A 17,576-nucleotide genomic window follows, 5' to 3' on the forward strand; every position below is an offset into this window, starting at 1 on the left:
CACCCTGGCCGAGCCGCGGCCTGAGCTGGAACTGCGGTCATGACAACTACCTCTTCTCTTCGAGTGCGGGCGGTCGGATCTCGCGCTTGAGGATCTTCCCGGTGGCGCCCTTGGGCAGCTCCTCGAGCAGCCACACCAAGCGCGGGTACTTGTAGGGCGCGACCCTGGCCTTCACGTAGTCGCGCAGCTCGTCGGTGGTCACGTCCTCGCCCGGGACGAGGGCGACGGCGGCGCCGACCTCCTCGCCGTGGGTCGGGTGGGGTACGCCGATCACGGCCGCCTCACGGACGGCGGGGTGCTCGTAGAGCACCTCCTCGATCTCCCGCGGGTAGACGTTGAAGCCACCGCGGATGATGAGCTCCTTCTTGCGGTCGACGACGTAGTAGAAGCCGTCGTCGTCGACGGTCGCCATGTCGCCGGTGTGGAACCAGCCCTCGCCGTCGATCGCGTCCGCGGTCGCCTCGGGCCGGTTCCAGTAGCCCTTCATCACGTTGTGCCCGCGGATGCAGATCTCCCCGACCTCGCCAGCCGGGGTCGGCGAGCCGTCGTCCGCGACCAGCTTGAACTCGACCCCGGGGATCGGTACGCCGATCGAGCCGACCTTCGCCCGCTCCTTGCGGTTGAAGCTGGCCACCGGGGACGTCTCGGACAACCCGTAGCCCTCGAGGATCTTGGCGCCGTACGTCGCCTCGAACGCGCGCAGGATCTCGCCCGGCAGCGCGGCACCTCCCGAGGAGCACAGCCGCAGGCTCGCGACCTTCTCCGGGGTCGCGGTCGGCAGCGAGGCCAGCGCCGTGTACATCGTCGGCACGCCCTCGAAGACGGTCACCTTGTTGGCCGTGATCGAGTCGAGCACGGCCTGCGGGTCGAAGCGCGGGATCAGGACCAGCAGCGCTCCCGCGGCCACCGCTGCGTTGAGGCCGCAGGTGAGCCCGAAGACGTGGAAGAGCGGCAGGCAGCCCATGATCACGTCGGTCTCGCCGATCGACATCAGGTCGTCGACGCAGCAACGCAGGTTGCTGTCGAGGCTGCCGTGGGTGAGCTCGGCCCCCTTCGGCGTACCGGTGGTGCCGGACGTGTAGAGGATGACGGCCGTGTCGCCGGGCTCCTTGGCGGCCACCTCCACCGCGGACTCCGACGCGAGGGAGTCGAGCAGGGGTCCGCCGGCGCGCTCCACCCGACACCCGTCGGCCGCCTCGGCGAGGTCCTCGTCGGCCACCGAGTCGTGCGCCCAGAGCAGGCTCATGCCGGAGTCGCCGGTGTAGTGGGCGATCTCGCGACCCTTGAGGAGCGGGTTCATCGGCACGGCGATGGCGCCGAGTCGCAGCGCGCCGTAGAAGAGCACGGGGAACTCGAGGGTGTTCGGAAGCATCAGCCCGACCCGGTCACCGGCGCCGATGCCGAGCGCCGCCATCCGCCCCGCGGCGCGGGCCGCCAGGTCCTCGAGCTGCTGGTAGTTCAGCGTCGTCCCACCCAGGCGGAGCGCCGGGTGGTCGGGGAAGGTCGCCGCCGTGCGGCTGAGGTTCTCAGCAAGATTGGTCATCGGAGCTCCAGATCAGGTGGTGAGGATCCCGCCCTCGACGGGCAGGGTGATGCCGGTGCAGTAGCCACCGGCGTCGCTGGCGAGGAAGAGCAGCGCTGCCGAGAGCTCGTCGTGGTCGCCGAGGCGACCCATCAGCGTCCGCGGCACGACCGTCTTCTCGACGTACTCGCCCTCGAAGACATCGGTCATCTCGGAGGCGAAGTAGCCAGGCGCGATGGCGTTGACGCGGATGCCCTTGCGCGGCGTCCACTGCTGAGCCAGGTCACGGGTGAGGCCGATGACGCCGGCCTTGCTGGAGGCGTACGCCGCCTGCGGCAGCCCCATCGTGGTGAGGCCGAGGACGCTGCTGATGTTGATGATCGAGCTGCCGGGCTTCATCACCCGGCCACAGGCCTGGGCCATCCAGTAGCAGGCGTTGAGGTTGAGCTCGACCACCGAGCGGAACTGCTCCGGTGTCTCCCGGGTGGCAGGTACGGCGGTGCCGACGCCCGCGTTGTTGACCAGGATGTCGACCCGGCCGAACGTCTCCATCGCCGTGTCGACCAGCCGCTGGCAGTCCTCCGGGTTGGTCACGTCGGTGCGTACGGCGACCGCCTTGCGGCCGAGCGCCTCCACCTTGGCGACGGTGTCGGCGAGCTTCTCCTCGCGCCGCGCACCCAGCGCCACGTCGGCGCCCGCCTCGGCGAGGGCGAGAGCGAAGCTCACGCCCAGCCCACTCGAGGCTCCGGTGACGACGGCGACCTTGCCGTCGAGGCCGAACTTGTCCAGAACTCCCATGTCACTCTCCTCCCAGCACGTCGGCGAGGCCGACCGCGCTCATCGCGTCGAACGTCTGCTCGGCGAGCAGCGCGAGCATGATCAGGTCCTGCACCTGGCCGGACCGGTCGCGGAAGTGGTCGCGCAGCAGCGCCTCCCCCGTGAAGCCGAGGCCCAGGAACATCTCGGTGATGCGGTCCTGCGCGGCGGGCACCTCGACGACCACCTTGAGCAGCCCGCTGCGGATGCCGTGCGCCACCGCGTGCTGCGCGAGGAGCCGGCCGATGCCGCGCCCCCGGGTCGCGGGGTCGACGACGAGCCGCAGCTCGGCGACGTGGTCGGACCAGCCGGTCAGCGGCAGCAGCGCGGCCAGGCCGGTGACGGTGCCGTCGTCCTCGACGTGCACCCAGCGCCAGCCGGCGGCGCCCGGCCAACCGGCGACTGCCTCCGGCGACACGTCCTCCTTGATGAAGGTCAGGTCGCTCTCGGGCAGCCGCGCGAACAGGTCGCTGAGCGGTCCGACGTACGCCGTTCCGAAGTCCTGGATGGTCATGAGGTGGCCTCGCTTCGCTTCTTGAGGAAATCGACGACGACGGGGAGCGTGTTCTTCGCGGCGGTGCGGCCGACCATGAGGCCGACGTGGCCCGCGTCGAGCTGGAGCTCGTCCTTGTCCTCGGAGCCGATCAGCCCGAGGAGGGGCGTGGCCGCCGCGGGCGGGATGATGTGGTCGCGCAGGCCGAGGATGTGCATGAACGGCACCCGGATGTCCCCGAGGCTGACCCGGTCGCCGCCGATGACGACCCGGTCGTTGACGAACGCGTTGTCCGCGACCATCTGCTTGAACTGCCGGGCGACGCCGCCGGGCAGCGGCACCTGGTCGTTGCCCCATCCCGTCATGGCCTGGTACGCCGTGACGTAGTCGTCGCTCCAGAGCTTCTCGAGCAGGTCGACCCGTCCGGTGATCTCGCCCATGGGCGTGAGCGACCGGAATCCCTGCAGGATCACCGACGGCGGCACCAGGCCGTCCGTGCCCAGCACGTCGTCGAGGTCGGAGCGCGCCATCACGTCCGTCATCGGGCCGAGGTGCTGGAGGTCGGCCGGCGTGGTCAGCACGGTCAGGCTGCGCAGGGGCGAGTCCAGGTGGTGCGCGGCGTGCAGCACCGACAGCACCCCTCCGAAGCAGTAGCCGAGCAGGTTGATGCTGTCGCTGCCGGAGATCTCGCAGACCCGGTCGATGGCCGCCGGGATGTAGGAGTCGACGTAGTCCTCGAGCTGGTTGGCGGCATCGCGCTCGTCGGGGACGCCCCAGTCGAGCATGTAGACGTCGAAGCCCGCCGCGATCAGCTGCTCGATCACGCTGTTGCCGGGCCGCAGGTCGAGGATGTAGCTCTTGTTGAACAGGCTGTAGATGATCAGCAGCGGCGGACGCAGGGACACCCGGTCGCTGCGGTAGTGCCACAGCTGGGTGCGTCCGTGGCTCCACACGACGTCCTTGGGACTGAGCCCCACGTCGGTGCGCTGGATGCCGGTCGCCATCCGGATGCCGTTGCGTGCTCGCAGGGCGTTGCGCTCGACCTCCTTGCGGACGCGGTCAATCGTGCTCAGGCCGGGCATTGCCACGACGCTTCGCCTCCTTCCGTGCCTGCTGCAGCTCCAGGGAGAGCAGCCGGACCTCGCGATCGAGGGAGCCGACCTGCTGCTTGACTCGTTGCAGATCGGTGCCGGCGGGCAGGTTGACGGCATGCCAGGCCCGGGCCTGCAGCTTCTCGGCCTCGCTGCGCAGCTTCTTGTTCGCCGCCGTGACGACGGAGACCGCCTTGGCGAACTCCTCGGCGCCGATGATCTCGGTCGCGATCGGCGTGATGACCTTCTCGACCTGGTTGTAGAGGTCGCGCAGCCCCATCACGCACCCCCGCCCGAGAGCGGGCCGCGCACGGCCGTGAGCGTCAGTCGCGCAGGAGGGCGCCGACGACCTGCCGGACCTTGTCCGGGTCGGGCGTCTCGCCAGCCACCACATCGGCGTACACGAACGTCTCGGTCATGCGCGTCGTGATGTAGGCCAGGTCGTGCAGCGGCAGCGGCGGATCGAGGTGCCCGGCCTCGACCTCGGAGCGGATCAGCTCCTCGATGAGCGCGATCAACCGGCCCTGGAACCAGGTCGCCTTGGTGGTGAGCAGGCGCAGCGTGCGCTCCGGCTCGCGCTGCACGAAGGCCATGAACGGCGGCGAGGCGATCGAGGCCTCGGCGAAGGCGCCCATCACCGCGGCCACGCGCCGCCCACCCTCGAGGTGCTTGGTCGCTGCGATCGCGTCGCGGAACGTCGGCTCCGAGATCGACCAGACGATCTCCACGAGCAGGTCGTCGCGCGAGCCCACCCAGCGGAAGACGGTCGCCCGGCTGACGCCGAGGTCGCTCGCGAGCTCCTGCATCTCGACCCGATCGCCGGCGAGGAAGCGGCGACGGGCGAGCCGGAAGGCGCCCAGCGCGTCCGGCCTCGAGTCGGGGTCGGGGTCGGCGAGCATCCGGGACAGCGGTGTTCTGCTCATCGGACTCCTCCTTGCCTCCTCGAGGTGCCATCACAACAGACGAGGCCGGCAGGATCGCCGCCGGGCCGTCCAACGGAGTATGTGACGCACGTCTCATACTGCGCAACGTTAGGCCATACGTCACGTAAATGCAACACTCTTGAAAACGTTTCATCGACGGTGGTAGACCTGACCGAGAGACCGTCTCGAACCAGGAGGAACCATGCAACGCACCGTCTTCGACGAGGACCACGAGTCGTTCCGCCAGACGCTTCGCTCGTTCATCGAGGCCGAGGTCGTGCCCCACTACGACGAGTGGTTCCAGGCGGGCATCGTTCCGCGCGAGCTGTACGGCAAGCTCGCCGAGCTCGGGCTGTTCGGCATCAGCGTCCCCGAGGAGTACGGCGGCGCCGGGCTCGAGAGCCACAAGTTCACCGCGATCCAGTACGAGGAGACCTCGCGCGCGGCCGTCTCCTTCGGCGGCTCCGGCGTGCACGTGCTGCTGGCGCTGCCCTACATCAAGATGCTCGCGACCGAGGAGCAGAAGCAGCGCTACCTGCCGAACTTCGTGGCCGGCGAGGAGATGTGGGCCCTGGCGATGACCGAGCCGGGCGCCGGCTCCGACCTCGCGGGCATGCGCACGACCGCCAAGAAGGACGGCGACGAGTACGTCCTCAACGGCGCCAAGACCTTCATCACCGGCGGCGTCCACGCCGACCGCGTCATCGTCTGCGCGCGGACCAGCCCGCCCAAGGACGACGATCGTCGCTTCGGTATCTCGCTGTTCGCGGTCAACACGCACTCCCCCGGCTACACCGTCGGTCGCAAGCTCGACAAGCTCGGCCTGCGCACCTCCGACACCGCTGAGCTCGCCTTCAGCGACGTCCGGATCCCCGCCGAGGACCTCCTCGGCGAGGAGAACATGGGCTTCTCCTACCTCGGGCGCAACCTGCCGTCCGAGCGCTGGGGCATCGCGCACGGCGCGTACGCGCAGGCCGCCGCGGCCGTGCGCTTCGCGACCGACTACGTCCAGCAGCGCGTCATCTTCGGCAAGCCGGTCGCCTCCTTCCAGAACACCAAGTTCGAGCTGGCCGCTTGCAAGGCCGAGGTCGATGCCGCCCAGGCCGTCGCCGACCGCGCGCTCGAGGCGCTCGACGCCGGCGAGCTGACCCCCGCCGAGGCCGCGTCGGCCAAGGTCTTCTGCACTGAGGTCGCCCACCGCGTCATCGACCGCTGCCTGCAGCTGCACGGCGGCTACGGCTTCATCAACGAGTACCCCATCGCCCGGCTGTACGCCGACAACCGCGTCAACCGCATCTACGGCGGCACGACCGAGGTCATGAAGACCATCATCGCGAAGGACATGGGGCTGTGACGGCTCAGGAGAGCGGGCGCCCGATCGCGGTCATCGGCGCCGGCACGCTCGGCCGGCGGATCGCGCTGATGTTCGCCACCGCCGGCGGCACGGTCCGCGTCTGCGACCTCGACGCGGGGCAGCGGGCCGACGCCGCGGCGTACATCGAGGAGCAGCTGCCCCACGTGCTGGCCTCGATCCCGGGCAGCACCGCGGCCACCGTCGACTTCACCGACGACCTAGCGATGGCGGTCGCCGACGCCTGGCTGGTCGTCGAGTCGCTGCCCGAGCGCCTCGAGATCAAGGTGCCGATCTTCGGCCAGCTCGACAAGCTGGCACCCGAGGACGCGATCCTGGCGACCAACTCCTCGTCGTACCCCTCCAGCCAGGTGATCGACGAGGTCACCCGTCCCGAGCGGGTGGTCAACCTGCACTTCTTCATGCCGCCGGCCGCGCGGGCGTGCGAGCTGATGACGTGCGGGCACACCAGCGAGGCCGTCTTCGAGAAGCTCCAGTCCGCGCTCCCCCGCTACGGCCTCACGCCGTTCCGGGCCCGCAAGGAGTCGCGCGGCTTCATCTACAACCGGATCTGGGCGGCCATCAAGCGGGAGGCGCTGATGGTCGTGGCCGAGGGCGTCGCCACCCCGCAGGAGGTCGACGCGCTCTACGCGAACGTGACCGGCCAGAAGGAGGGTCCCTTCCGCAAGATGGACCGGGTCGGGCTCGACGTGGTGCTCGACATCGAGGAGAACTACGCCGCCCACCGCGAGGGCCTCCCGGAGAGCCCGCGCGAGCTGGTGCGCAGCTACCTGGCCCAGGGACGGCTCGGCGAGAAGTCGGGTCATGGCTTCTACGACTACGAGGAGCAGGCGTGAGCGAGTCCCGGCCCGACGCGCTGTTCAGCGGGCTCAAGGTCATCGACTGCGGCAGCTACATCGCGGCACCGGCAGCCACCACGATCCTGGCCGACCTCGGCGCCGACGTCATCAAGATCGAGCCGCCGGGAGCGGGCGATCCCTACCGCCAGCTCCCGAAGCTGCCGGGCAACCCGGTCTGCGAGCACGACTACGCCTGGATCCTGGACAACCGCGGCAAGCGCGGGCTGGCCGTCGACCTCGGCTCGGCCGGGGGCCAGGCGCTGCTCCACCGGCTGGTCGCGGAGGCCGACGTGTTCGTCACGAACTACCCGCTGCGCGTGCGCGATAAGCTGCGCATCGACGACACCACGCTGATGGCCCTCAACGAGCGGCTGATCTACGGCTCGTTCACCGGGTACGGCGAGGCGGGTGCCGAGGCCGCGAAGCCGGGGTTCGACGCGACGTCGTACTGGGCCCGCTCGGGGATGATGGACACCGTCCGGCCGTCGGCCGACGCCACCCCCGCCCGCGCCGTCGTCGGCCAGGGCGACCACCCCTCGGCAATGACGTTGTACGCCGGCATCGCGACCGCGCTGTACCAGCGCGAGCGCACCGGCAAGGGCACGAAGGTGTCCTCGTCGCTGCACGCCAACGGTCTCTGGGCCAACTCCTACATGGCCACGGCCGCGCTGTGCGGCGGCGAGTTCATCCCGCGGCCGCCGCGCGTGCAGCACTTCAACGCGCTGAGCGTGCACTACCGCTGCGCGGACGCGAAGTGGCTGCTGCTGACGCTCCTCAACGAGGACCGGCACTGGCCGGTGCTGGCCCGCTGCATCGAGCGGCCCGACCTGCTCGAGGACCCGCGGTTCGCCACCAAGCCCGACCGGCTGCGCAACGCCCAGGTGCTGATCGCCGCGCTCGACGAGGCCTTCGGCCGGCACGAGCGGGCCCACTGGGAGCAGGTGCTGGGCGAGAACGGCATCGTCTTCGACATCGTCGCGACACCCGAGGACATCCCGCACGACGAGCAGATGCGCGCGAACGACCTGGTGGTGGGCTTCGCCGAGGACGAGCGGGTCAGCACGATCGCGGTGCCGTTCCAGCTCGCCGACGCCGTCACCGTGCCGGCGCGGCTGCCACCGGCCGTGGGTCAGCACACCGACGAGGTGCTCGCCTCCCTCGGCTACTCCGACGCCGCGATCGCGGAGCTGCGGGCGAGCGGAACGGTCGCCTGAGGTGGCCGGCGAGCTCGGACAGATCCTGGCGCTGGCGATCCGCCACGACACGATCGCGCGGATCGACCTGGACACGGGCACCGTGTCGACGTTCCTCGCGGATGCGGGGGCACGACCCGACGGCATCGTGATCCGCGGCGGATCGGCGTACTGGACGACGATGGGGCGCCCGACGTACACGCCGGGCGAGGAGCCCAGCGAGAGGACGGCCGACTACACCCACCGCAACGGCGGCGTGCACGCCATCGACCTGGACGGCGGCAACCTGCGCGAGATCGTGCCGGTCGGTGCGATCACCACCGGCAAGCAGCTCGCGTCCGACGGGGAGTGGCTGTACTGGGGCGACCGTGAGGGGTCCCGGGTCAGCCGCGTCCGGTTGGACGGCAGCGAGCTGACCGACCTGGTCGTGCGCGACCCGGCCGAGGGCATCGACGGTCAGTGCGTCGGGGTCGCCGTCGACGGCTCACACCTGTACTGGACCCAGAAGGGGCCGGCGAAGGGCGGCCGTGGGCGGATCTTTCGGTGCTCGCTGGACGTGCCCGTGGACCCGGCCGACCGCGACGACATCGAGACGCTGTGGCAGGGGCTGCCCGAGCCCATCGACCTCGAGGTCGTGAACGGCTGGCTCTTCTGGACCGACCGAGGGGCCGCGCCTGCCGGCAACACGCTGAACCGCGCGCCGATCCCTGCCGCCGGTGCCCACGGTGCCGCGCCGGAGATCCTGGTCGACGGGCTGCGCGAGGCCATCGGCCTCGCGATCGACACCGACCGCGGCTGGGCGCACGTCTCCGACCTCGGCGGCACCATCACCTCGGTGCGGCTGGAGGCCGACGCCGACGGGACCCGGGAGGTACGCCGCATCGACGCCGGTGCGCCGACGACCGGGATCACGCTCTGGCCCGATCGCGCCTGACAGCCGGCCCGTGTCACAACCGGGCCGTCCGCTTCGTCGGAACAATGAACGAGGCTGAGAGCCCGACCGACGAGGAGCACGACGATGAAGACCATGACCTGCCGCCAGCTCGGCGGCCCCTGCGACCACGCCCACCGCGGCGCCACCGCCGACGAGGTGATCAAGGCCCAGGACAAGCACCTCAAGGAGCTGGCCGACGCCGGCGACGCCGCCCACGTGCCTGCGCGCGAGGAGATGAAGGGCCGCTGGAAGCGGCCCATCGCCGGGATGGGGTGGTACCGCGACACCAAGAAGGCGTTCGCCGCCCTCCCCGAGGACTGAGGAGTCGGGACTGACGGGCGTTCTTCAGTCCGCCGACAAAGCAGAAGGCCGGTCCTGGCGGACCGGCCTTCTGGTGCTGGTGGAGGTGAGGGGATTCGAACCCCTGACCTTCTCATTGCGAAGGGATAGAATGGCCGCGTACAGGCTGATCGGTCGGCGGATCACCGCCTGTTACGCGGGGATACGCGGAGGAGGGCGGGGTTTCTCTTGGCTACAGCGTTGGCTACAGTGGACGGCATGGGTACGCGGAGAGAGCCGGGAACAGGCTCCATCTACCGGCGCGCGAGCGATGGCATGTGGATCGGGACCGTCGAGGCCGGGTGGACCGCAGACGGCAAGCGGCGCCGCGTCACCGTGTCGGCCAAGACTCAGGCCGAATGCAAGCGCCGGCTGCGCGACAGGCGCGCTCAGATCGACACCCATGGCACCTCCGAGGTGAGCCCGCGCACCACCGTGAAGCAGTGGGCCGAGGAGTGGCTCCCCCAGGTCGAGCGCACCATGCGGCCTAGCTCTTACGCCACCAGCCGCTCGTCCCTGCACCTGTGGGTGATCCCAGCCATCGGGCACAAGCGGCTATCCGCGCTGACCCCTGGCGACATCCGCGCCGTCGCCCAGGCCCAACGCGCCGCCGGGCGGTCGTCGTCGACCGAGCTCCGCACGCAGTCGGTGCTGATGACGATGCTCAAGGCCGCGTCACTCGAGGGACACCCGATCCAGAACCGGCTGTTCCAGATGAAGGCGCCCGTGCGCGCGGTCAGCGACCGCGACGCGATGACCGTCGGGCAGGCCCTCGCGCTGCTCCCCTGGGCCGGCGAGCTCCACCATGGCTCCCGCTTCCTCGCCGCACTGCTGCAGGGCGTCCGCCAGGCCGAGAGCCTCGGCATGACATGGGAGGCCATCGACCTCGACGCGCGGACGATGACCATCGAGTGGCAACTAAAGGCGCTCCCCTACCGCGCCGCCCGCGACCGCTCGTCGGGCTTCCGTGTCCCCGACGGCTACGAGACCCGCCAGCTGCACGGGGCGATGCACCTGGTGCGCCCCAAGTCGAAGGCCGGGTATCGCGTCATCCCGATCATCCCCGTGTTCCACGAGGCTCTGACGATCTGGCGCGACGTCTCGGCCGAGCTCATCCCCGACAACCCGCACGGCCTGGTCTGGCCGAACCTCGACGGCACCCCGACGAACTACAAGGTCGACGACGAGGAGTGGCGCGGACTGCAGCAGGCCGCCGACGTGCAGCACCCGGCCGGCCGCCTCTTCTCGATCCACGAGGCCCGGCACACCACGGCGACGTTGCTGCTCGAGTGCGGCGTCGACCCGGCGGTCATCGTGGCGATCATGGGCCACTCAGATGTCCTGACGACTCGCGGCTACCAGCACGTGCGGACCGATCGGGCGATGGAGGCGCTCGAGCTGGTCGCCGAGCGCCTGCAGCTCGGTGGTCGGCCCCTAGGTGACGCCCTCCCGCGCGGCGGCAGAATCGAGAAAGCCCGCCCTCACGCGCCCCACTCCCCTGCAGCCGTGACGACCTGACGCTCTACCTCGTGACGCTCATCGGGAGTGAAGGTGTCGAGTCGGGTCCGGTAGAGATCCAGGGTCACGTTCAACTCACGGGCAGCGTGGCCATCGCCCGAGGTCACGACCACCGTGCGCGCGATCTCGTCGAGACTGGGCAGCAGCAACCGGGCGGCGAACTCGTCGGCGCGCAGTTCGCGGCGGAGGTCGTACAAGTCTCCCTCGGTGCCACAGGTGTCACCGTGCACGACATGTCCGAGTTCGTGCGCGAGCGAGCATCTAGCCAGCAGCCGGCGCAGGCGCCTGTCGATCGCGATGACCTGCTGGATCGGGAACCATCGCGCCCGTCGTCCGACCAGCACGTCCTGGTTGTCGGTCCAGTGCAGCCGGATCTCGGGCATTGCCGCCAGAAGCCTGTACGGGCCGCTCATTAGTCCCCTGGATCCTCATTGCCCTCAACGTTGACGCGTGGCGGTTCGGCCACGCTGGGCTGCCCGATCAGCTCCTCGTCGGTGACAATAGGAGGCGTGCCCGACAGAACTGGGAACGCGATCACCCGGGCGCCCTCCTCGCTTTCGACTACCTGTTGAGCGCGCAGCAGGAGGCCAGCGCCATCCAGGCCCAAGGCGCGCGCGAATTCGATCAAGTCAGGGACGGTCAGGTCTCGGACCTTGCCGTCCTTGCCTTGTGGCGCGAATCGCCCGGCGACGTACTGACGAGCCTCGCCATGCCCAAGCGCCTTAGAAAGTGCGGCCCGACTCCGCACGGGTGATTCGCGGTCCGCGAACCGATCTTCGATCAACACGCGCAGTGCGTCTTGGACGCGCTGGCCGTACTCCATCGGGGTCATGGCGTACACGCTAATCCAATCTCGTATGAATTTCTAGACTCGCGTATGAGTTCGTTGACAGGCCCTCGTCGTATGGTTTCTAATACAGGCATGGAACTACCGACGTACACCGCCGATGCGGTCAGGGCCGAACTTGCCCGGAAGCGCCGGACCCAGGCAGAACTCGCGGCGGCACTCGACATGACGCCCACATCGCTCGGCAAGCGGCTGAGCGGCAAGGTGGACTTCACGATCCCGGAGATCGTCGCCGCCTCGGTCTACCTCGGGGTCCCGATCTCTACCTTCATCCCGCCCGACTCGTCCGCGGTGGCTTCATGACCCGCGCCACCAAGTCGGCATCGTCGCTGCCCAGGATCGCTCTCAACCGCCGCCAAGCGGCCACCGCTCTCGGCGTCTCCCCCGACCTCCTCAAGGCCGCCCAGGAAGCCGGCGCACTGCGGGCCAAGAACACCAAGTTCGACGCCAAGGGGCGAGCGGTTGGGATCACCCTCTACGACCCCGCCGACCTCAAGGCGTGGTTCGACGGGCTGGGGGACGCATGAGCGTCTACTTCGCCGAGTCCGGCCCCTACATGAAGATCGGCTACTCGGCCGACCCGGCTGGACGCATGACCACCGTGACGCGGAACGGGCAGCGCCCTGACGATCTGCCCTTCGACGCCGACGCCGACCTCATCGGCTGGATTCCCGGTGATCGCAAGGTCGAGCGCGAGCTGCACCAGCGGTTCGCGAGCATCCGAGTGTCTGGCGAGTGGTTCTGGTCCGAGCGCGAGGCCGCGGTGCAGATCATCCGCGAGCATCCGAGCGGCGTCGACATCCACGGCATGTCTGCGATCGCCGTCTTCCTCATGCGCGAGCACCCAACCGCGACCCGCGCTGATCTCGAGGCCATAGGCGTACAGGTCGAGGCAGTCCCGCTCGCCGAGGCGATGGCGATTCTCTTCACTGCGACTGACGCGAGGCGCGCGTCATGAGTCTCGTCAACACCGAGACCGGCGAGATCCTCGACGCATCCGCAGCCGAGCGCCGCGCCGAACGGATCAACCTCCGCCTCGACGCGATCGCCGACAACTACGCGGCCGTCATGCCGATGATCCGCGAGGCGCTCGAGAAGCGCGACGACCTCGCCCTCGGCTACCGCTCCCCCGGCGAGTACGTCGCCGACCGCTTCGGAGGCTCGCTGCAACGGCTCGGTGTCGAGGTTCGGCGCGAGGTTGTCCGCGAGCTGACCGCCGCGGGCATGTCGACCAGGGCTATCGCTCCGGTCGTCGGCGCGTCCTTCAAGACGGTCGCCCGCGACCTCGAGTCAGCACCTGTGTCAGGTGACACACCTGAGGATCCCGCGCCCTCGGAAGGGGAAGCCGAGGCGCGGGGCCAGGAGCAGGCTCAGCCCGAGCCCACGGCGGTTGAGCCTGCCCCGACCTGCGAGCGCCCCGAGCCTCTGCGACCCGTCCCCGCGCCGATCGCCACGGTGACCGGCATCGACGGCAAGCGCTACACCCGGCCGACGCCCGTCCCCAAGCCCGAGCGTTCTGGTGAGCAGCAGAACGCCGAGGAGAACTCGCGGACCCTCGCCAGCTCTCTCATCTTCCTGCTCGCGTTCCAGCACCCCAACCAGCGCGACACCGCGCGCGACCAATGGGAGATCGGCCAGCAGGCCGTGCCTCCCACGAATCGCGGCTACGTCACGCCCGACCGCATGCGACAGGTGGCCGAAGGGCTTGCCGCGCTCGCTGATGAATGGGAGTCCATCCATGAATGAGTACATCACCCGCCTCTACCGCGCGGTCGTCGCCGACGCCGGCCGGGAAGGCATCACCCGACGCGAGGCGACCGAACAGGTCGTGGCGCAGGCTCGACCGCTGGTCGACTCGGGCGCGCTGGTCCTCGATGCCGACGACCTGATCCGGCAGATGGTGAAGCGGGCCGACGAGTCTGACGGCAACCGTGCCGACCACATCCTCGCCGACCTCGCCAACGGCGCCGACGACCTGTCGCTCGAGGTTGAGCCGCTGCTCGACTACGTCGTGACCCTTGGTCGCGGCCAGCGCAAGGCGTGGCGTTTCGTCGGTCGCAACGACCTGATCGAGATGAACGAGGTCAGGTTCGGCAACGTCCGAGCTGCCCAGACGGCCTACTTCAAGGGCTTCAAGCCGCAGTACGACGCGTGGCTCCCGATCCTCCTGAAGCACGCGACCATCGGCGCTGCTGTCGCTGCTGGGGACCTTCCGAATGCCGACGCCGACCTCTTCGCATCGGCATGACCTACCCAACCCATCACTCACTCCAAGGGTCCGACGCCATCCAGACGCGGGAGTTGCGCGCCGCCTAGCAACCGTCGCCCGGCCGGACTTGGGGAAGGCCAGCCGGGCGGCGGCACCAACAAGAAACGACCCCGCTCTCCAAGCCTGCAAGCACCGGAGCGAGGTCGAACTCGCCGAAAGGATACGACGTGACACCGATTCTCGTCACCCTCATCGCCACCGCCCTGCTCATGGGCTACCCGTGGCACCGTGCCGTCATCGACCGCTGGAAGGCCCGTGTCGACCTCGCGAAGGCGTTGATCCAGTGTGACAACGCGGGACAGCGGGCCACCCAGACGTCGAGCGACAACGCCGCGCTGACTCGCGCACTCGCCCAGCGGATCAACGAGAACCTCGACCTGCGCAACGAGATCACCTGCGAGCGCGCCTACGTCGACCTGTGTGAGTCCGAGCTCAAGCGTCTCCATGTGGCGTTGGCGGGCAAGGCTGTGTGGCCGACGCTCGCCGACCCTGATGTCGTCGTCGCGTTCCCGAAGCGGGGTGTCCGATGATCGTCCGCAACCAGCAGGAGCTGACCGACGCGCTCGCCAATCCGCGCGTCTCCGTGATCGAGATCCGTTCGGCGGAGGGCATCTGGCTGACCGTCGATGGCCAGCGACCGAATGTCCGCGTCGTGGCGTGGGGGTCCAGCCGCGTCGTGGCGTGGGGGTCCAGCAGCGTCGTGGCGCGGGGGTCCAGCCGCGTCGTGGCGCGGGGGTCCAGCAGCGTCGTGGCGCGGGGGTCCAGCCGCGTCGAGGCGTGGGGGTCCAGCAGCGTCGTGGCGCGGGGGTCCAGCCGCGTCGTGGCGCGGGGGTCCAGCAGCGTCGTGGCGCGGGGGTCCAGCCGCGTCGAGGCGTGGGGGTCCAGCCGCGTCGTGGCGCTGGGGTCCAGCAGCGTCGTGGCGTGGGAGTCCAGCAGCGTCGTGGCGCGGGGGTCCAGCAGCGTCGTGGCGCTGGGGTCCAGCAGCGTCGTGGCGTGGGAGTCCAGCAGCGTCGTGGCGCGGGGGTCCAGCAGCGTCGTGGCGCTGGGGTCCAGCAGCGTCGTGGCGTGGGGGTCCAGCCGCGTCGTGGCGCTGGGGTCCAGCAGCGTCGTGGCGTGGGAGTCCAGCAGCGTCGTGGCGCGGGGGTCCAGCAGCGTCGTGGCGCGGGGGTCCAGCCGCGTCGTGGCGTGGGAGTCCAGCAGCGTCGAGGCGTGGGAGTCCAGCAGCGTCGTGGCGCGGGGGTCCAGCAGCGTCGAGGCGCTGGAGTCCAGCAGCGTCGTGGCAACACCGCATGTCGCGATCCATCTGCACTCCGGCTACGCAACGGTCAAGGGCGGCGTCGTCATCGACGTAACCCAGGTCAATGCGACCGCCGCGAACTGGATTGAGCATCACGGTCTCGAGACCAGCGACGCCGGGCTAGTCACGGTCTACAAGGCGGTCAACGACAACTGGACCACGTCGCGCGGATTCGACTATTCGCCCGGATCCAAACTGGTCGCGCCTGACTGGCAGGACACGGACGCGTGCGGCGGCGGGCTGCACTTCTCGCCCTGCCCAAGCATGGCGCGCGCCTACTTCGCCGAGGCGACCCGGTTTGTTGCCGTTGCCGTGCTAGCGAACGAGCTCCGGCCGATCAGTGGACCGACGCCGAAGTGCAAGGCGCGCTCGGCCGAAGTGCTGTTCGAGGTCGACATCCACGGCAAGCCGGTGAACGCATGACCCCCCGCAACGAGGCCGCCGTGCGCGCCTGCCTGATCTGCCTGCTGGTCGGCTTCGTGCTGATCGTCGGTATCGGCTTCGAGATCGCCCGAGGTCTCCGATGAAGCGCAACGAGTTCGGCGAGGCCCTTGCCGCCGACGGGTCTATGGGTCCTACGCGCCTGGAGGCTGCCCGTGACGCGCAGTACGACACCTGCCGCGTCCGGGGCTGCCTGGACGAGGGCGTGCCCGGTCTGGACGACTACTGCTGGTCACACGCCGACGTCGAGGCCGCCCGCGAACTCATGGCCGCCATCGCAGACGACCGCAGCGCTGATGCCGATTGGGGTGTGGCATGAAGAGGCGAGCCGACTCCCTGCCCGACGCCCACATCCGCGAGCGCCGGGAGGTCACCATCACCGGTCGCCTCCTCGCCGACTGGCCCCTTCCCGGCAAGCGCGTCCTGTCGATCGAGGTCGACGCCGACACTGAGATCGAGGTGCACCCGCGATGACGCTGACCGAGTACCCCGTGATCGAGCAGCGATCCGAGAAGTGGTTCGAGCTGCGACGCGGCATCGTCACCGCCTCTGTCGTCGGCACACTCCTGACCCCGACACTCAGGATCGCCGACAACGAGAAGTCCCGTGGCCTGACCGCCTCCCTGGTCGGCGAACGGATCACGGCCTACACCGAGCGCGGATACGTGTCCTTCGACATGCAGCGCGGCATCGACGACGAGCCCCGTGCCCGCGAGGTCTATGCCGAGCACTTCGCCCCCGTTCGCGAGGTCGGGTTCATGGTCCGCGAGGAATCTGGCTGGCGTCTCGGCTACTCCCCCGACGGCCTGGTCGGCGATGACGGGCTGATCGAGGTCAAGTCCCGCAAGCAGCGCAAGCAGGTCGAGACGGTGCTCTCGGAGTCCGGCGTGCCTGAGGAGAACATGGCGCAACTCCAAGCCGGGCTGCTCGTCTCCGGCCGCAAGTGGTGCGACTACATCTCCTTCTCGGGCGGGATGCACCTGTGGGTCAAGCGCGTCTACCCCGACCCCGACTGGCAGGACGCGATCACCGCCGCCCTCATCGCCTTCGAGAAGAACGCCGAAGCGATGACCTCTACCTACCTCGAGCGCGTCACTGGTCTGCCCATGACCGAGCGCTCCCCCGACCCCTTCGACGTGGAGCTGACCCTGTGAAGATCACCACCGAGCCCCGCTCGGACCAACTCAACTACGAGGACTTCATCGGAAGTCCCCGCACTTTCCTCGTGACCGGCGTCAAGACCGGCACCGCTGAGCAGAAGTACGACATCCAGCTTGCCGGCGAATCCCGGTTCTGGCGTCCCCCGCTGACCGTGCTGCGGCTCCTGGTCGCCGGATGGGGTGACGACGCGACCATCTGGCCGGGCCGTGGCGTGACGCTGTACGGCGACCCGTCGATCACGTTCGGCCGCGACAAGGTCGGCGGCATCCGCGTCTCGCACATGTCACACCTGCCCGACGAGAAGCCCCTGACCGTCAACCTGACCGCGACCCGTGGCAAGCGCGTCCCGATCACCGTGCAGCCGATGCCTCGCGCTGAGTACCTGCGTGCCGAGTGGCGCACTGCGACGACCGAGCGCAAGGCCGAGATCGAGGCCGAGGTCGCACGCATCACGGGCGGCGACCAGTGATCGCGCGGCCCGACCTCGCGCCCGAGGACGACCACGACGACGCCGTGGCGAT

25 protein-coding genes are annotated in these 17,576 nt (G+C 69.5%); 17 read left to right on the plus strand and 8 right to left on the minus strand.

Annotated features, from left to right (window positions below; translation table 11 throughout):
- Positions 1-46: 46 nt before the first annotated feature.
- Genes ACYVJ3_RS01615 through ACYVJ3_RS01640 form a run of 6 tightly spaced genes read right to left on the minus strand, consistent with a single transcriptional unit; the run spans position 47 to position 4,845 of the window.
- Positions 47-1,543, minus strand: a complete 1,497-nt coding sequence (locus tag ACYVJ3_RS01615) for a long-chain-fatty-acid--CoA ligase (protein WP_460850734.1) — start codon at positions 1,541-1,543, stop codon at positions 47-49.
- Positions 1,544-1,555: 12 nt separating this feature from the next.
- On the minus strand, positions 1,556-2,320 hold the full coding sequence (locus tag ACYVJ3_RS01620; protein WP_460850735.1) for an SDR family NAD(P)-dependent oxidoreductase: 765 nt from the start codon (positions 2,318-2,320) through the stop codon (positions 1,556-1,558).
- A gap of 1 nt (position 2,321) precedes the next feature.
- Positions 2,322-2,852 (minus strand): GNAT family N-acetyltransferase, encoded by a 531-nt coding sequence (locus ACYVJ3_RS01625; RefSeq protein ID WP_460850736.1) that lies wholly within the window; start codon positions 2,850-2,852, stop codon positions 2,322-2,324.
- The gene (locus ACYVJ3_RS01630) at positions 2,849-3,913 is read right to left on the minus strand and encodes an alpha/beta fold hydrolase (RefSeq protein WP_460851093.1); all 1,065 of its coding nucleotides are present in this window, start codon (positions 3,911-3,913) and stop codon (positions 2,849-2,851) included. The genes ACYVJ3_RS01625 and ACYVJ3_RS01630 overlap by 4 nt, the downstream gene beginning before the upstream one ends.
- The gene (locus ACYVJ3_RS01635; RefSeq protein WP_460850737.1) at positions 3,891-4,202 is read right to left on the minus strand and encodes a hypothetical protein; all 312 of its coding nucleotides are present in this window, start codon (positions 4,200-4,202) and stop codon (positions 3,891-3,893) included. Before ACYVJ3_RS01635 ends, ACYVJ3_RS01630 begins: the two co-directional genes overlap by 23 nt.
- A 43-nt stretch (positions 4,203-4,245) precedes the next feature.
- Positions 4,246-4,845 carry a QsdR family transcriptional regulator gene (locus tag ACYVJ3_RS01640; protein ID WP_460850738.1) on the minus strand — a complete coding sequence of 200 codons (600 nt, stop codon included), beginning with the start codon at positions 4,843-4,845 and terminating at the stop codon, positions 4,246-4,248.
- A gap of 202 nt (positions 4,846-5,047) precedes the next feature.
- On the opposite strand from ACYVJ3_RS01640, the gene ACYVJ3_RS01645 reads away from it, so the two are divergent.
- The 6 genes from ACYVJ3_RS01645 (at position 5,048) to ACYVJ3_RS01670 (ending at position 11,040) form a co-directional block, all read left to right on the plus strand.
- A complete protein-coding gene (locus ACYVJ3_RS01645; protein WP_460850739.1) occupies positions 5,048-6,199 on the plus strand; it encodes an acyl-CoA dehydrogenase family protein in 1,152 nt (383 codons plus the stop codon).
- The gene (locus ACYVJ3_RS01650; protein ID WP_460850741.1) at positions 6,196-7,053 is read left to right on the plus strand and encodes a 3-hydroxyacyl-CoA dehydrogenase family protein; all 858 of its coding nucleotides are present in this window, start codon (positions 6,196-6,198) and stop codon (positions 7,051-7,053) included. Before ACYVJ3_RS01645 ends, ACYVJ3_RS01650 begins: the two co-directional genes overlap by 4 nt.
- Positions 7,050-8,270, plus strand: a complete 1,221-nt coding sequence (locus tag ACYVJ3_RS01655; RefSeq protein ID WP_460850742.1) for a CaiB/BaiF CoA transferase family protein — start codon at positions 7,050-7,052, stop codon at positions 8,268-8,270. Before ACYVJ3_RS01650 ends, ACYVJ3_RS01655 begins: the two co-directional genes overlap by 4 nt.
- Before the next feature lies 1 nt (position 8,271).
- Positions 8,272-9,183 carry a YncE family protein gene (locus tag ACYVJ3_RS01660; RefSeq protein WP_460850743.1) on the plus strand — a complete coding sequence of 304 codons (912 nt, stop codon included), beginning with the start codon at positions 8,272-8,274 and terminating at the stop codon, positions 9,181-9,183.
- Between the two features lie 84 nt (positions 9,184-9,267).
- On the plus strand, positions 9,268-9,504 hold the full coding sequence (locus ACYVJ3_RS01665) for a hypothetical protein (RefSeq protein ID WP_460850744.1): 237 nt from the start codon (positions 9,268-9,270) through the stop codon (positions 9,502-9,504).
- 237 nt (positions 9,505-9,741) lie between these two features.
- Positions 9,742-11,040 carry a tyrosine-type recombinase/integrase gene (locus ACYVJ3_RS01670; RefSeq protein WP_460850745.1) on the plus strand — a complete coding sequence of 433 codons (1,299 nt, stop codon included), beginning with the start codon at positions 9,742-9,744 and terminating at the stop codon, positions 11,038-11,040.
- On the opposite strand, the gene ACYVJ3_RS01675 is transcribed toward ACYVJ3_RS01670, so the two are convergent.
- Together ACYVJ3_RS01675 and ACYVJ3_RS01680 are read right to left on the minus strand one after the other, a co-directional pair.
- Positions 11,004-11,453, minus strand: a complete 450-nt coding sequence (locus ACYVJ3_RS01675) for an ImmA/IrrE family metallo-endopeptidase (protein WP_460850746.1) — start codon at positions 11,451-11,453, stop codon at positions 11,004-11,006. The two genes, ACYVJ3_RS01670 and ACYVJ3_RS01675, sit on opposite strands and share 37 nt — an antisense overlap.
- On the minus strand, positions 11,453-11,872 hold the full coding sequence (locus ACYVJ3_RS01680; RefSeq protein ID WP_460850747.1) for a hypothetical protein: 420 nt from the start codon (positions 11,870-11,872) through the stop codon (positions 11,453-11,455). Before ACYVJ3_RS01680 ends, ACYVJ3_RS01675 begins: the two co-directional genes overlap by 1 nt.
- A 90-nt stretch (positions 11,873-11,962) precedes the next feature.
- On the opposite strand from ACYVJ3_RS01680, the gene ACYVJ3_RS01685 reads away from it, so the two are divergent.
- The 11 genes from ACYVJ3_RS01685 to ACYVJ3_RS01735 all read left to right on the plus strand — a co-directional run bounded on the left by ACYVJ3_RS01685 (position 11,963) and on the right by ACYVJ3_RS01735 (position 17,524).
- Entirely contained in the window at positions 11,963-12,190 is a 228-nt protein-coding gene (locus ACYVJ3_RS01685) for a helix-turn-helix domain-containing protein (protein WP_460850748.1), read from the plus strand.
- On the plus strand, positions 12,187-12,414 hold the full coding sequence (locus ACYVJ3_RS01690; protein ID WP_460850750.1) for a hypothetical protein: 228 nt from the start codon (positions 12,187-12,189) through the stop codon (positions 12,412-12,414). The genes ACYVJ3_RS01685 and ACYVJ3_RS01690 overlap by 4 nt, the downstream gene beginning before the upstream one ends.
- On the plus strand, positions 12,411-12,845 hold the full coding sequence (locus ACYVJ3_RS01695) for a GIY-YIG nuclease family protein (protein WP_460850751.1): 435 nt from the start codon (positions 12,411-12,413) through the stop codon (positions 12,843-12,845). Before ACYVJ3_RS01690 ends, ACYVJ3_RS01695 begins: the two co-directional genes overlap by 4 nt.
- Positions 12,842-13,633, plus strand: a complete 792-nt coding sequence (locus ACYVJ3_RS01700; RefSeq protein WP_460850752.1) for a hypothetical protein — start codon at positions 12,842-12,844, stop codon at positions 13,631-13,633. Before ACYVJ3_RS01695 ends, ACYVJ3_RS01700 begins: the two co-directional genes overlap by 4 nt.
- Positions 13,626-14,135, plus strand: coding sequence for a hypothetical protein (locus tag ACYVJ3_RS01705; protein WP_460850753.1), 510 nt, complete (start codon positions 13,626-13,628; stop codon positions 14,133-14,135). Before ACYVJ3_RS01700 ends, ACYVJ3_RS01705 begins: the two co-directional genes overlap by 8 nt.
- A 188-nt stretch (positions 14,136-14,323) precedes the next feature.
- Positions 14,324-14,686, plus strand: coding sequence for a hypothetical protein (locus tag ACYVJ3_RS01710; RefSeq protein WP_460850754.1), 363 nt, complete (start codon positions 14,324-14,326; stop codon positions 14,684-14,686).
- A complete protein-coding gene (locus tag ACYVJ3_RS01715; protein WP_460850755.1) occupies positions 14,683-15,876 on the plus strand; it encodes a DUF7666 domain-containing protein in 1,194 nt (397 codons plus the stop codon). The genes ACYVJ3_RS01710 and ACYVJ3_RS01715 overlap by 4 nt, the downstream gene beginning before the upstream one ends.
- A gap of 100 nt (positions 15,877-15,976) precedes the next feature.
- A complete protein-coding gene (locus ACYVJ3_RS01720) occupies positions 15,977-16,213 on the plus strand; it encodes a hypothetical protein (RefSeq protein WP_460850756.1) in 237 nt (78 codons plus the stop codon).
- Positions 16,210-16,368 (plus strand): hypothetical protein, encoded by a 159-nt coding sequence (locus ACYVJ3_RS01725; RefSeq protein WP_460850757.1) that lies wholly within the window; start codon positions 16,210-16,212, stop codon positions 16,366-16,368. Before ACYVJ3_RS01720 ends, ACYVJ3_RS01725 begins: the two co-directional genes overlap by 4 nt.
- Positions 16,365-17,048 carry a lambda exonuclease family protein gene (locus ACYVJ3_RS01730; RefSeq protein WP_460850758.1) on the plus strand — a complete coding sequence of 228 codons (684 nt, stop codon included), beginning with the start codon at positions 16,365-16,367 and terminating at the stop codon, positions 17,046-17,048. Before ACYVJ3_RS01725 ends, ACYVJ3_RS01730 begins: the two co-directional genes overlap by 4 nt.
- Entirely contained in the window at positions 17,045-17,524 is a 480-nt protein-coding gene (locus tag ACYVJ3_RS01735) for a hypothetical protein (RefSeq protein WP_460850759.1), read from the plus strand. Before ACYVJ3_RS01730 ends, ACYVJ3_RS01735 begins: the two co-directional genes overlap by 4 nt.
- Positions 17,525-17,576: the final 52 nt, after the last annotated feature.

It is taken from the genome of Nocardioides montaniterrae, assembly GCF_054782655.1.

Bases quoted from the DNA above. Each gene is read 5' to 3' on its own strand.
- ACYVJ3_RS01615 (WP_460850734.1), bottom strand. From the start codon at position 1,543: ATGACCAATCTTGCTGAGAACCTCAGCCGCACGGCGGCGACCTTCCCC.
- ACYVJ3_RS01620 (WP_460850735.1), bottom strand. From the start codon at position 2,320: ATGGGAGTTCTGGACAAGTTCGGCCTCGACGGCAAGGTCGCCGTCGTC.
- ACYVJ3_RS01625 (WP_460850736.1), bottom strand. From the start codon at position 2,852: ATGACCATCCAGGACTTCGGAACGGCGTACGTCGGACCGCTCAGCGAC.
- ACYVJ3_RS01630 (WP_460851093.1), bottom strand. From the start codon at position 3,913: ATGCCCGGCCTGAGCACGATTGACCGCGTCCGCAAGGAGGTCGAGCGC.
- ACYVJ3_RS01635 (WP_460850737.1), bottom strand. From the start codon at position 4,202: ATGGGGCTGCGCGACCTCTACAACCAGGTCGAGAAGGTCATCACGCCG.
- ACYVJ3_RS01640 (WP_460850738.1), bottom strand. From the start codon at position 4,845: ATGAGCAGAACACCGCTGTCCCGGATGCTCGCCGACCCCGACCCCGAC.
- ACYVJ3_RS01645 (WP_460850739.1), top strand. From the start codon at position 5,048: ATGCAACGCACCGTCTTCGACGAGGACCACGAGTCGTTCCGCCAGACG.
- ACYVJ3_RS01665 (WP_460850744.1), top strand. From the start codon at position 9,268: ATGAAGACCATGACCTGCCGCCAGCTCGGCGGCCCCTGCGACCACGCC.
- ACYVJ3_RS01670 (WP_460850745.1), top strand. From the start codon at position 9,742: ATGGGTACGCGGAGAGAGCCGGGAACAGGCTCCATCTACCGGCGCGCG.
- ACYVJ3_RS01675 (WP_460850746.1), bottom strand. From the start codon at position 11,453: ATGAGCGGCCCGTACAGGCTTCTGGCGGCAATGCCCGAGATCCGGCTG.
- ACYVJ3_RS01680 (WP_460850747.1), bottom strand. From the start codon at position 11,872: ATGACCCCGATGGAGTACGGCCAGCGCGTCCAAGACGCACTGCGCGTG.
- ACYVJ3_RS01685 (WP_460850748.1), top strand. From the start codon at position 11,963: ATGGAACTACCGACGTACACCGCCGATGCGGTCAGGGCCGAACTTGCC.
- ACYVJ3_RS01690 (WP_460850750.1), top strand. From the start codon at position 12,187: ATGACCCGCGCCACCAAGTCGGCATCGTCGCTGCCCAGGATCGCTCTC.
- ACYVJ3_RS01695 (WP_460850751.1), top strand. From the start codon at position 12,411: ATGAGCGTCTACTTCGCCGAGTCCGGCCCCTACATGAAGATCGGCTAC.
- ACYVJ3_RS01700 (WP_460850752.1), top strand. From the start codon at position 12,842: ATGAGTCTCGTCAACACCGAGACCGGCGAGATCCTCGACGCATCCGCA.
- ACYVJ3_RS01705 (WP_460850753.1), top strand. From the start codon at position 13,626: ATGAATGAGTACATCACCCGCCTCTACCGCGCGGTCGTCGCCGACGCC.
- ACYVJ3_RS01715 (WP_460850755.1), top strand. From the start codon at position 14,683: ATGATCGTCCGCAACCAGCAGGAGCTGACCGACGCGCTCGCCAATCCG.
- ACYVJ3_RS01720 (WP_460850756.1), top strand. From the start codon at position 15,977: ATGAAGCGCAACGAGTTCGGCGAGGCCCTTGCCGCCGACGGGTCTATG.
- ACYVJ3_RS01725 (WP_460850757.1), top strand. From the start codon at position 16,210: ATGAAGAGGCGAGCCGACTCCCTGCCCGACGCCCACATCCGCGAGCGC.
- ACYVJ3_RS01730 (WP_460850758.1), top strand. From the start codon at position 16,365: ATGACGCTGACCGAGTACCCCGTGATCGAGCAGCGATCCGAGAAGTGG.